This is a genomic window from Rhodococcus sp. Leaf233 (genome assembly GCF_001426165.1).
GTDB lineage: Bacteria > Actinomycetota > Actinomycetes > Mycobacteriales > Mycobacteriaceae > Rhodococcoides > Rhodococcoides fascians.
Genome location: NZ_LMRO01000009.1, coordinates 851,974 through 863,959, shown reverse-complemented (window position 1 = coordinate 863,959; position 11,986 = coordinate 851,974). Strand labels below are relative to the sequence as shown.

The window sequence follows — 11,986 nt, the reverse complement described above, 5'->3', positions numbered from 1 at the left end:
AGCTCGAATCAGAGGGTGAGATCAGTTCGGGGTCGGTACGTCGATGCCCTGTTCGGCCAACGCGTCGATCCGATCCTCTGTCGTGTCCTCGGCGAGCTTGCGCCACTGCAGAAGCGAGTCGTCGGGCCGGTACAGCTTCTCCGGCGGTGCATCGGTCACCTCGACCATCCACTTGTCCTGGCTGGAGAACTGACCGTGGAACAGCCAACGGACCGCTCCGAGGTACTTGAAGTAGAAGGGAATGGTCTTGAGCCCCTTCTGGAAATCCGCCATCACTCCCACGTAGAGGTGGTTGTCCTCGTCCACCGGTACGTAGAACTCGTAGTGAATGAAGGTGGGGTAGGCGATACGCAGAACACCCGGCATACTCACCGACGCGAAACCCGGGAACTCCTGTGCCGCAATCACCGGGTTCACCTCACGGTGTGAACCGGTGTTGCCGATGTTCGTGGTGGTCTTCGGCGGGTTGCTCTTGAACCACGCCTTCCCGGTCCACTTGCCGAGGCCGGGGAAGTCCGCATCCCAGAACTGTTCCAGCTGAACTCGGTAGATCCAGCGACCGCGCTTGACGATCTTGGTGGTGTTCCACACCGGCATCGCCTTGAACAGCCGCCACAGCGCCGTTCGGTGCAGGTACTTCGCGTGTCCCTCGTCGTACCCGTTCTCGCAGGCGAAGCGCCAGTTGCCTTCTCGCGGCATGATTCGCGATCCGATGACGGCAGCGTTGCTGACGAGTTCCTCGGGCAGCTGCTCGTCGATGGGGTGTGGCTCTTCACCGTCGCCGACGAAAATCCACACCATTCCCAGTCGTTCCTCGACGTGGTAGGTCGGTTGGGTGACCTTGCCGCAGATCGGCGACTTGGGACCGTCGGTGATGGCGGCCTTAAGGTCGCCGGTCTCGAGATCGAAAGTCCAGCCGTGGTACACGCACGAGATCGTGCCGGGAAACTGCTTGTTGCCGTAGCTCAGCGGCACTCCGCGGTGGGGGCACCGATTGGCCATGCCTCGGACGACACCGCGGTCGCGGATGACGAAGATGTCCTCGCCGAGCAGCTTGACCCGTACGGGACGCTCGCCGACCTTGGACGAGAACACCACCGGGTACCAGTAGCCGCGAAAGCCTGCTCCGGCTGCCTGATACAGGGGCCAACTCGACCAGTCCTGCCTACCGGGCAGGTTGCCGTCCTTCTTCTTCTGGGCCGGCGTCTTCACTCGGTCCGCTTCTTTCGGCGGTGTCGCGACGGTAGGGCGCGATACCGTCGACGCCGCGCGGGGTTCCAGCGTCTCGCTCATATGTGCTCTCCAGGTGCAGTTCACTCGTGTCGTGGGAAGCGATCGACTTCTCGACCGATCGCTCCGAGTCGGCACAGCACATCACTGCGTTGCGGACACCACAATCGAAGCGGTCCGCCTACCGGAATTTGTCCACGCGCCCGGCCTTCTCGGACCGAGAACCCCGCCCGGTTCCGCTCAGCGGTCCAATCCACGTGATGTATCCGACGGCGGCGCCTACTGTCCCTAGGACCCAACGAACTCGAAGGAGACCCGATGACCATTCAGCCCTCGGTCGTCACGACCGACGTCGCCATCGTCGGTGCTGGCCCGACCGGACTCTACGGCGCGTACTACGCCGGCTTTCGCGGGCTGGAGACCGTAGTCATCGACGCTCTCCCCCAGGCAGGAGGGCAGGTGATGGCCCTGTACCCGGAGAAGCAGATTCGCGACGTGGCCGCGCTGCCGTCGATACGGGGTCGTGACTTCGTCGCCAATCTCGTGGAGCAGGCCGGTGCCTTCTCACCGACTTATCTACTCGGCCGTCAGGCCATCGAGCTGACCCACGAGGACGGCCTGCCGGTCCTGACCCTCGACGACGGCACGATCGTTCGTGCCGGTGCCGTCGTGCTGACCGCCGGTATCGGTACCCCGACGCCGCGGGCGATGGAGACCGGTACCGAATGGCTCGGATCCGCGCTCTCCTACTTCGTCACCGATCCCACGGTCCATGCCGACCAGGATGTCGTCGTCGTCGGTGGCGGTGACTCCGCGCTCGACTGGGCAGATGCACTGGCCTCGATCGCCCGATCGGTCACATTGGTCCACCGCCGAGCCACGTTCCGAGGTCACGCCGCGACTCTCGAACGCGTGCGTTCGGGCAAGGTCGCCATCCACACGGACACCGAAGTCCTTGCCCTGGTGGGCGATCTGGAAACCGGGTCATTGTCGAAGGTGGCGCTTCGGGCGAAGAACGGCGAGGAAACCGTCGTCGCGGCCGATCATGTGATCGCCGCTCTCGGCTTCATCAGCAATCTGGGCCCAATCCGCGACTGGAACCTCGAACTGCGAGGCCGTTCCATCACCGTCGACCGTTCGGGTCGAACCAACCTGCCCCGCGTCTACGCCGCCGGTGACGTGACCGACTACGACGGAAAGGTCAAGCTCATGTCGGTCGGATTCGGTGAAGTCGCGACCGCGATGAATCACGTTGCGGTCGACCTCGATCCCGACCTGGTGCTCTTCCCCGGACATTCGACCGACGGCGCCTGAGCGCCTCACCACACCAGACCTCACCACACCAGGAGGAACAAGCATGTCCTACGTCATCGGAATCAACTGCATCGATCAGCTCGATCGGTCGTGCATCGAAGTGTGCCCCGTCGACTGCATCTACATCGGCGACCGCCGCAGCTACATCAACCCCAACGAGTGCATCGACTGCGGGGCATGCGAAGTGGAGTGCCCGGTGGACGCCGTCTTCGTCGACCGAAAAGCGCGCAAGGATCCCGAGCTCGCAGAATTCGTCGCAGATTCCATCGCCTTCTTCAACGAGCCGTTGCCGGGAAGAAGCGAGCCGATCGGTGATCCGGGCGGGTCTCAGAAATTGGGACCGTTGGGCGTCGACACCGAATTCACGGCGAATCACTGAGCGATCAGCTCGCGACCAGACGCCGGAGGACTTCTCGCAGCTGCTCCAGCAGCTGCGAGGTCCTGTCGTCGTCGGAGAAGACCATGTGCTGCATCACGAGTCCGTCCAGTGCCGAGAACACCAGCTCCGAGATGCTGCCGTCGGGGTCGGGCACGCCGGCATTGTCGAGCGTGTGTCGGACCTGAGCCGCATACCGCCGGTACAGTCCACGCACGTTTTCGATCGGTAGATTACCGCGGACCGCCTGAGTGGTCTCGTCGTATTGAAGCAACTGGCGCTTACGCGAAATATTCAGTGTTGGAACGAGATTGGAGGCAAACTCGTCGATCGAGTTCGCCTCCAGCCCGACGTCGTCCGAATCCTGTTCCGCCGCTCGGCGAAACGCTTCGATCAGCAACTGCTCCCGGGTGCCGAAATGGTGCCGGACCAAGCCGTGCGCCATCCCCACACGGGCAGCCACGGCCCGGTAGGTGACGGCCTGTACACCGGTCTCACCGGCGATATCGATGGCCGCATCCAGCAGTCGATCCCTGGTGGACTGATCGGATTCATGTTCCGTCGAGTCGTCGGCAGCGTTCATCCTCACAGCAAACCACGCTACCGACGACCGCGTCGCTACTGCCCGGCCAATCCCCACAGTGGTGGTCGGTCGCCTCCGAGATCGATGTTGACCGACTTGACTGCGGAGTACTCACGGAGCGTCTCGAACGACAACTCACGTCCGAACCCGCTGTCACCTCGGCCGCCCATCGGCATCCCGGGCGGCAGATCGAACCATCGGTTCACCCACACGATTCCCGCGTCCAGGCGATCTGCGAACTGATGCGCGCGGCGCAGGTTCTGTGTCCAGACTCCGGCCGCCAAGCCGTACGGCGATGCGTTCGCGCGAGTGATCGCTTCTTCGTCGGTTCGGTAGCGTTCCGCGACGGTCACCGGACCGAAGACTTCGGTCCGCACGATCGTGGCCTGGCCCTTCGGATCGGCCAGCAGTACCGGACGACGATAGAACCCACCGTGCAAAGAGTCGTCCAGGTCGAGTGGCTCGTCTCCGACGACCACCGAGACACCCTCCGCGCGCGCCCGCTCGACGTGTGCGCTGACCAGTTCGAGTTGACGACCCGACACCAGCGGTCCCATCTCGCTGCTCGGATCCGTCGCGTCGCCCACCTTGATCTTTCGGGCCACCGCCGCGAACCGCTCGACGAATTCGTCGTGGATGTCGTCGTGCAGCAGTAGACGGGAGGCTGCGATGCACGCCTGACCGTTGGCCAGATAGATCCCCATCAGCGCGTCCTGAACCGCGAGTTCGAGGTCCGCGTCGGCAGCGACGATCATCGGTCCCTTGCCGCCGAGCTCCATCAAACTCGGCCGCAGTGTGCGCGCTGCGGAACCGAGAATTGCCCGTGCGGTGTCCGGACCACCGGTGAACGTTATCTTGGCGACGTCGGGGTGCGAGACCAGAGCCGCTCCCGTCTCGGGGCCGAGACCGGTGACGATGTTCAGCACACCGGCCGGCAGGAGGTCACCGATCAACCGGGTGAACTCGAGAATGCTCGCAGACGCGTACTCCGAGGGCTTGACGACGACCGTGTTCCCGGCGGCCAGCGCGGGTGCCACCTTGTTGGCGAAGGTGATCAACGGCGAATTCCACGAGATGATCGCCGCGACCACCCCGAGAGGTTCGCGCTTGGTGTAGAGCAGGGTGTCGGGGTTCGACAGCGGAATCTGCTCGCCGTTGAATGCGCGAATGACGCCGGCGTAGAACCTGAAAATTGCCACCACCGTAGGGATGTCGGCAATTCCTGCTTCGCGCACCGGTCGGCCGTTCTCGGTCGCCAACAAGGCACCGAAACGTTCGCCGTCGGCCTCGAAGCGATCCGCGATCGACAGCAGGATTGCTTGTCGCTGATCCTGCGTCGTCCTGCGCCACTGCCCGAAGGCGCGGACGGCCGCCGCCACGGCGGACTCCGCGTCCTCGGCCGTGCCCTGCGGCAGGACCGCCCACGGGCTTCCGACGCTGGGGTCGACCGCTTCGAAGGTGCTACGGGCGCTCACCCAGTCGCCACCGATGAACTGCTGATAATCCCCGTTGGGGACGAAAGCCGCGCGGGCTGTTTCCGACGAGAGAATGGACGACATTGTTCTCCTTCTGACGTGACACGTTGCGAGTACAACCCGCTTCCGTAGCGCGATACACGGAGAAGGGTTGTCCCGGTTTACTACTGGAAGGAAGCGCTCACCGATCCGAGGCCGGTCAGGGTGGCCGTGACCGACTGTCCTGCTGCGACCGCCCGCATCGGTCCCAAAGCTCCGGACAGAACGACCTGGCCGGCACGCAGCGGCCGACCGAGGTCTGCCGCGGTCTGCGCCAGCCAGACGACGGCTGCGACCGGATCGCCGAGGCAGGCGGCACCGGTGCCCTCGGACACCTGAGTTCCGTCGATCGACATGGTCATCTGCACCTCGGTGAGGTCCAGATCCCCGAGCAACACTTTCCGATCACCGAGTACGTAGGCACCCGCCGACGCATTGTCGGCCACGGTGTCTGCAAAGCTGATGTCCCAGTTGCTGATTCGGCTACCACATACCTCGAGGGCGGCGACCACGTAATCGGTGGCTCGTCTGACGCGATCTGCGTCGAGAGGCCCGTCGGCCAGATCTTCGCGCAATACGAAGCCGATCTCGGCCTCGACACGCGGCTGTGACACCTGCTCGGCGGGAATGACGGCGTCGGCACCGTAGGCCATGTCGTCGAACAGCATTCCGAAGTCGGGACGGTCGACACCCAATTGCGCCTGAACGGCTTTCGACGTCAAACCGATCTTTCGGCCGACCACGACCGCTCCGGAATCCAGACGCTCGTTGTTGAGAATCTCCTGTACCGCATAGGCCGCCGTCACGTCGTCACGGCCGATCAGGTCGCGGACCGGCTCGCAGGGCTCGCCGCTGTTCGCAGCGTGATTCAGCCGCTCGGCGGCGGCCTCGATGTTGTTCTGGCTCACAGTCACGACGCAAGCTTCGGACACGGGGGCGTCACCGGCAACAACTGCGTCTCGCTCAGCGGTCCTCACCGTCGGTCCGGTGCCGACGACAACCAGCACCAAGGCAACCGACGCCGCGAAAGCCATCATGGTCGCCACTGCGAGGGCGTCGTTGCCGAGGAGACCGACGACGGGTGCGGCTGCCGCTGCGAAGGCGAATTGGACGCCGCCGATCAAGGCCGACGCGGTACCGGCCAGGGATCCGTAGCCGGCCAGTGCTTGCGCCGGAGCGTTCGGTAGGACCGTGCCCATCACCGCCAAGATCAGCAGCACCGGCACCCCGAAACCGATCAACCCACCCGTATCGGTCGCCGCCAAGACCACGAACACGACGGCAACGACGGTGCCGATCAGCAGCGCAGAGAGCAGAACGGTTCGAGTTGTCCATCGACGAAGAACGACGACGTTGAGCTGCGAAGCTCCGATCAAGACGACTGCGCCTGCGGCAAAAGCGATTCCGAACTGCTGCGGAGTGAGTCCGAAGCTACCTTGTAGGACGAACGGCGAGGCAGAGATGTACGCGAACATCACCACCCGGCCCAGGCCACATACGAGCACCATCGAGACGAAGGCTCGATCCGTGCCGAGGCGCGCGTAATTCCGCAGAACCGTGCGTGCACTGTTCTGCTGCCGCGCCGCCGGGGGCAAGGTCTCGGGCATCGCGAACGCACCGATCGCGACCGCCGTCAGTCCCAGAGCCGCGAGGATCACGAAGATCACGCGCCACGTCGACACTTCGACGACCAGGCCACCGATCGACGGTGCCAGGATCGGTGCCACGCCCATCACCAGCATCAGCCGGGACATCATGACCGCAGCGGCGTTGCCCTGGTAGAGGTCTCGCACCACGGCCATGGCGAGGACCGCCCCGGCTGCACCTCCGAAACCCTGCAGGACCCGAAGCACTGCCAGCACCTCGATACCCGGCGCGACCACGCACCCGAGAGAGGCCGCAACATGGAGCAGCGACGCCACGATCAGTGGACGTCGCCTACCCAGTGCGTCCGACATCGGACCGATCACCAATTGGCCGACGGCGAAGCCGATCAGAGTGCCGGTCAGGGTGAACTGCACCGCCGTCTCCGATATCGCGAATTCGGTTGCGATGACGGGAAAAGCCGAGAGATACATGTCGACGGTGAACGGACCGAGTGCGGTGAGCGCACCGAGCATCACGACCAAGCGAAGACGGCCCCGACCCGACGGTGCCGTCACCGCGGACGCGGAAACTCCGGTGCCGTCGGCACCGGAGTTTCCGTGTTCGCTCTCGGTCGCGGCGATGGATCTACTCACCGCCGGCACGCAGTGCACGCACCGATGCGCCCACTGCCAACACGATCTGAAGGGCTGCGAAGAACAACCCGGCCTGCATCAATCCCTCGAACGACTGCGCGGACAGAACACTGCCGGAGCCTGCCATGTCCATCGCCCCGTGCCCCATCGCAGCGTGATCCATGGCGCCGCTTTCCGCCGCCGTGTGGCTCGAGTGGCCCAGCGACGTCGACATCAACGCCCAGTGCACAGTGAGCATCGCGATACCGAAACCGGCGGTCACCGCGTACTCGCGTACGCGGTGGCCGTTGCCCTTCCTGCACGTGAACGCCACGCACAGGCCGGACAGAACGAGCATCGGCACAACCATGCCGAGCATCGCCGTGCCCGTGACGATGAGCAACACGACGTGCACCACAAGACACAGAATCGCAACAGCGGCGAGGACGGCATCGACGAGATCGACTCCAGCCCTGGTTCTTTCGCGCCCGGGTGGCATGCCCACCACAGGCCCGAGGGTCAGTGACACGACGCTTCGCCCGGCTGGTCGTCTGCAGTGCTCCCGCCGTGTGCACTCGACGAAGCAGGCACGTCCAGCGCCGGGTTCTTGTCGAAGAAGTTCACCGGCAGCAGGTGGAAACCGACGACCTCGGTCGGCATGACCGGCCAGTCCTCGGCGCGCGGAATGTGTGTCACTCCCAGGGTGTGCCACAGCACCACATCCGTGTTGTCGGTCGCGCGATTTTCCGCAGTCCATCGGGGAAGACCGTCACCGGAGCGGCTCTGGTTCGGGAAGTCACCCGAGGGGCGCATTTCAGCGGGCGAGTACGGCGTCACCCACATGTTGCGGGTGCCGAAACCGGCTCGCTTGGCAATCAATGAGGGATCCTGCGCCAGCATCGTTGCCGACGACCAACCGGGCAGGAACTTGTAACTGACCGGATTGCCCCAGGCGTTCTTCTTGGCGGTGTTCATGATCTGCCAACTGCGAGACGACTGCGTGTTGGTGTGGTCGTCACCGGTCAATTCGCGGTCGATGACCGTTTTCTTGACTCCGATTGCGTTGCCGTAGGGATTGTCCGGGCCGACAGGCACCCCGTAGGCATCGTTCTGTACGACAGTGTTCTGCCATCCGTCGATTTCGGTATCGAGCCGGAACGAGAACAGATGCTGGTGGTAGCTGGACACGATGTTCTTGGCGATCCGGGTGCCGTGCGCAGAGGTCTCACCCTCTTCGACGGAGCGGGTCTGCACGATCCCCAGTAGCTTGACCTCCATTTGAATGGAGGCGTCCTGGTAGAAGTTCCAGTAGAAGCCGTAGTGGTAGTTGCCGACGGTGGCGATGAAGCTGACGACCAGGCGACGCGAGCGACGTACGTCGACCTTGCCGGTCATCCAGTCGGTGTGCTTCCACAGAATGCCCGCGTCCTCTTCGTGGATGCAGATCGCATTCTCGATAGTGGTCGGTTCACCGTTCTCGCCGGCATTCTCCGCGTCCAGGTAGACGATCTCACCGAGGCAGTCACAGCCGAGTCGAAGCGAATTGGCGAGCTTTCCGAGGCCGAACTCGCCGGCGTCGAATGCGCTGCGCCAGAAGTGCTCCTTGGAAGGGTCGCCGTAGGGTACGACCATTTCGCCCAGGGACGCGCGGTGCAGAACCGAGCGGTACTCGTCCCCGTCCAGGTACTCCACCGCATGCAGCACCAGTCCCTCGAGCGGATGCCAGTTGATCCGGAAGCGCCACTTCTGCCAGGTGAGCTCGCGGCCGTCGATCTTGAATCCGACGCCCTCGGGCTGAGTGATGACGAGCGGGGCGACGTCGGAGCGCATCGGCTCGTTCGCGTCCGCCGTGTAGTTGGCTTGCTCGACGTTCATCGGCCGCACGCCGAAGTCGTGGACGTCGATGACCTTCAGCGCCACCAGATCGACCACAGCGATGACACCCTCGATGGGGTGCGCGTACCCGTTGTCGTCGGGAAAATCGCGGTAGTAGGAGACCGAGCCGGCCAGACGCCTGCCGTCGACGGGGTAATCGAGCACGCCGGGCACGGCCATGTTGCCGACGCCCCACGGATCGATCTGGACCTTGTCCATGTCGGTGATGCCGCGCAGCGCAAGCGCCTCGACGTACCGCGGATCCTGCTTGATCAGGTCGGGAGCAAGATCGAACTCCTCGAGCAGGACGGGTGCAGCACCGTCGGTGATAACGGAGGACGAGACCACGGCGTCGGCATCGAGATCGACGACGACATCGTGCGTCGTTCCGGACGCACGATCGACCAACAGAACCCTTGCGCGACGGGCGATCTCGTGACCTTCGCGGAGCAGTCGCTTGTCCGGCTCGTCGGTGTAGACCGCGGCGAACCCCGGCCTTTCTGCGATGGCCTCACGACGAACGACATCTGCGACGCGGCGAAACTCGTCGGATGTCAGGGAATCGAAGAGCGGATGACGCACGGGTGTTCCTTTCATAGCATTCATCTGGTCGAGATCTCGAGTCGCCAGCGTGTGCTTCCTACACAACCAGTGTGCGGTCGAGCGCGCAGCTCGATGTTTTGCTCAGCGGTCCTCGAGACAGCCGGGCCTCTGTGTCGCGAGCTCCGCCCGGGCGGCCGCCGCACGCAGTATCGCGGGGCATCTGCCCCGATCACGCTGTGCCGGTTCGCTCACCGAGACTGCGGGCCCTGCGATCGATGGTCGAGGTGGACACTGGCGAATTCTGACTGAAAGGAGTTCTGGTGACTGTCGATTCCGCACGATCATCCTGGGACCGCCGTGTTTTGGCCGCACTCTGCGACACTCTGATTCCGCGAATCTCTGCGCCACATTCGGCCTCGACGGACGAGCAGGTGTTCTGGAGCACGAGTGCCTCCGATCTCGCCGTGGACCGGATTCTCGACTCGGTCCTCCCACTCTGGGCCCCACATGTGCACATCCTCGTAGGCCGTACCCTCGACGCCCTGTCGGAATCGTTCGCGGACAGCTCGCCCGATCGACGCGACGAGCAGTGGCTGACGGTGCTCGCCGACCCGTCGACTCGTCCTGGCGCTCTGATAGTGCAGAGCACGGTGTTGGCAATGTTCTACACCGTGCCGGACGAGGCGTCGAAGAACCCGACGTGGCCGGCCCTCGGCTTTGCCGGTCCGTTGCTCGAACCGCCGACCGCAGTGCAGTTTCCGAAGACCTTGACCGTGGCCGAGCTACCCGACAACGGGTCGGTCACGTTGACGGTCGATGCGGTGGTCGTGGGTTCCGGTGCGGGCGGCGGCGTTGCCGCGGCCCGTCTTGCGGCCGCGGGTATGAAGGTTCTCGTACTGGAGAAAGGTGGCTATCGCAACGAGCCCGATCTACCTCAGTTGGAGGCGTTGTCGTTTCCGAATCTGTATCTCGGCGGTGGCTTCGTCTGGTCGACCGATGCCAGCGTCGGCCTGTTGGCGGGCTCGACTGTCGGTGGCGGAACCACGGTCAACTCCATGGCGTGTCTCCCGACGCCCGAGTACGTACTGGACGAATGGGTCGAGGCAGGCATGGAGGGCGCGTCCTCGGACGAGTTCGGCCCGCACATCGAATCGGTGATGCAGCGGATCAACGCTGTACCCGCCAATACCGTGCACAACAGCGTCAACCGAATTCTCAATCGCGGCCTCGACGCTGCCGGACTCCGACGAAATACCCTGGCACGCAATGCCAAAGACAACGACGACCGATTCTGCGGCGAGTGCAATGCCGGTTGCCTCGTAGGATGCAAACAATCCACGATGAAAACTTTCCTTCAAGATGCAAGCGACTCGGGTGCGCAGTTGCTACCCCAGTGCGACGTCCAGGAAATCGTGCACGCCGATGGCCGCGCAGTCGGCGTCCGAGCGGTGGTGAACACTCCCGACGGAGACCGGGACGTACTCGTGGAGGCACCGATCGTCGTGGTCGCCGCGGGCGCGCTCGCCTCGCCCGTTCTGCTGCAACGTTCCGGGCTGGGTGGGCCGAGCGTCGGTCGAAACCTGCACGTTCACCCCTCGTACTTCGTCAGCGGAGTGTACGACGAGGTCGTGAAGGGCTGGGCCGGGCAGATTCTCACCAGCGTCAGTCATGACTTCGAGCACGTGGAAGGCGAACACGGATTCGTCGTGGAAGCCGCGCCCATGGGCCTCGGCTTCTGGACGGGTCTCACACCGTGGCACTCCGGTGAGCAACACAAGCAGGAGCAGTTACGCCTCGAACACGTCTCCGGGGTCTGGGGCTTCGTTCGAGATCACGGCTCCGGACGGGTGGAGGGCGACGCGCACGGAATGCCGGTCGTCACATGGGGTCTCGACGATCCGGTCGACCTGGCAGTCGTCCGCCGTACGCATCAGGAACTCGCGCGCATCCTCCGGGCATCGGGTGCCGAAGAAATTTTCACGTTTCTTCCGTCCGACCCTCGCTGGCGTCAGGGCGATGACTTCGATGCATTTCTCGACACGCTCGGCAGCCTGGACGCCACGGACATCCTGACGTTGTCGGCACACCAGAGCGGCTCCTGCCCTACCGGCCTCGACCCGACGACATCGGTGGTGAACGGCCGCGGTCGCCTCCACGATTGTTCCGGAGTCTATGTCGCGGATGCGAGCGCGCTACCCACTGCGCCTGGGGTGAACCCCATGGTGTCGATCGAAGCCTACGCACGCAGAACCGCGGAATTCATTGTGCAGGAATGGGACTCCGAAATCCCCTGACCGTCGCAGCGCACAAGCTCGAACGCTGGTGTGCATTG

General features: G+C 64.0%; 9 protein-coding genes and 1 pseudogene. 3 read left to right on the top strand and 7 right to left on the bottom strand.

Annotation, left to right across the window (positions count from 1 at the left end):
• Positions 1-21: 21 nt before the first annotated feature.
• Positions 22-1,293 (bottom strand): aromatic ring-hydroxylating oxygenase subunit alpha, encoded by a 1,272-nt coding sequence (locus ASH04_RS14755; protein ID WP_082519260.1) that lies wholly within the window; start codon positions 1,291-1,293, stop codon positions 22-24.
• Positions 1,294-1,548: 255 nt separating this feature from the next.
• Here ASH04_RS14755 and ASH04_RS14750 point away from each other — a divergent pair, with 255 nt between their 5' ends.
• Together ASH04_RS14750 and ASH04_RS14745 are read left to right on the top strand one after the other, a co-directional pair.
• Positions 1,549-2,544: an NAD(P)/FAD-dependent oxidoreductase gene (locus ASH04_RS14750; protein ID WP_057473823.1), complete on the top strand. Its 996-nt coding sequence runs from the start codon at positions 1,549-1,551 to the stop codon at positions 2,542-2,544.
• 43 nt (positions 2,545-2,587) lie between these two features.
• A complete protein-coding gene (locus tag ASH04_RS14745; protein ID WP_032385615.1) occupies positions 2,588-2,923 on the top strand; it encodes an indolepyruvate ferredoxin oxidoreductase subunit alpha in 336 nt (111 codons plus the stop codon).
• A gap of 4 nt (positions 2,924-2,927) precedes the next feature.
• Here ASH04_RS14745 and ASH04_RS14740 read toward each other — a convergent pair whose 3' ends face one another.
• From ASH04_RS14740 to ASH04_RS14720, 6 genes and pseudogenes are all read right to left on the bottom strand, one after another.
• Positions 2,928-3,503, bottom strand: coding sequence for a TetR/AcrR family transcriptional regulator (locus ASH04_RS14740; RefSeq protein ID WP_057473822.1), 576 nt, complete (start codon positions 3,501-3,503; stop codon positions 2,928-2,930).
• Between the two features lie 35 nt (positions 3,504-3,538).
• A complete protein-coding gene (locus ASH04_RS14735) occupies positions 3,539-5,062 on the bottom strand; it encodes an aldehyde dehydrogenase family protein (protein ID WP_057473821.1) in 1,524 nt (507 codons plus the stop codon).
• Between the two features lie 80 nt (positions 5,063-5,142).
• Entirely contained in the window at positions 5,143-5,949 is an 807-nt protein-coding gene (locus ASH04_RS27230) for a 2-keto-4-pentenoate hydratase (RefSeq protein ID WP_235580022.1), read from the bottom strand.
• Between the two features lie 75 nt (positions 5,950-6,024).
• A pseudogene (locus tag ASH04_RS26950) lies at positions 6,025-7,140 on the bottom strand (multidrug effflux MFS transporter); the annotation flags it as partial.
• Between the two features lie 109 nt (positions 7,141-7,249).
• Positions 7,250-7,765, bottom strand: a complete 516-nt coding sequence (locus ASH04_RS14725; protein WP_048319512.1) for a hypothetical protein — start codon at positions 7,763-7,765, stop codon at positions 7,250-7,252.
• Positions 7,756-9,693 (bottom strand): primary-amine oxidase, encoded by a 1,938-nt coding sequence (locus ASH04_RS14720; RefSeq protein WP_162247536.1) that lies wholly within the window; start codon positions 9,691-9,693, stop codon positions 7,756-7,758. Before ASH04_RS14720 ends, ASH04_RS14725 begins: the two co-directional genes overlap by 10 nt.
• A gap of 281 nt (positions 9,694-9,974) precedes the next feature.
• Here ASH04_RS14720 and ASH04_RS14715 point away from each other — a divergent pair, with 281 nt between their 5' ends.
• The gene (locus ASH04_RS14715) at positions 9,975-11,948 is read left to right on the top strand and encodes a GMC family oxidoreductase N-terminal domain-containing protein (RefSeq protein ID WP_156394552.1); all 1,974 of its coding nucleotides are present in this window, start codon (positions 9,975-9,977) and stop codon (positions 11,946-11,948) included.
• Positions 11,949-11,986 lie beyond the last annotated feature (38 nt).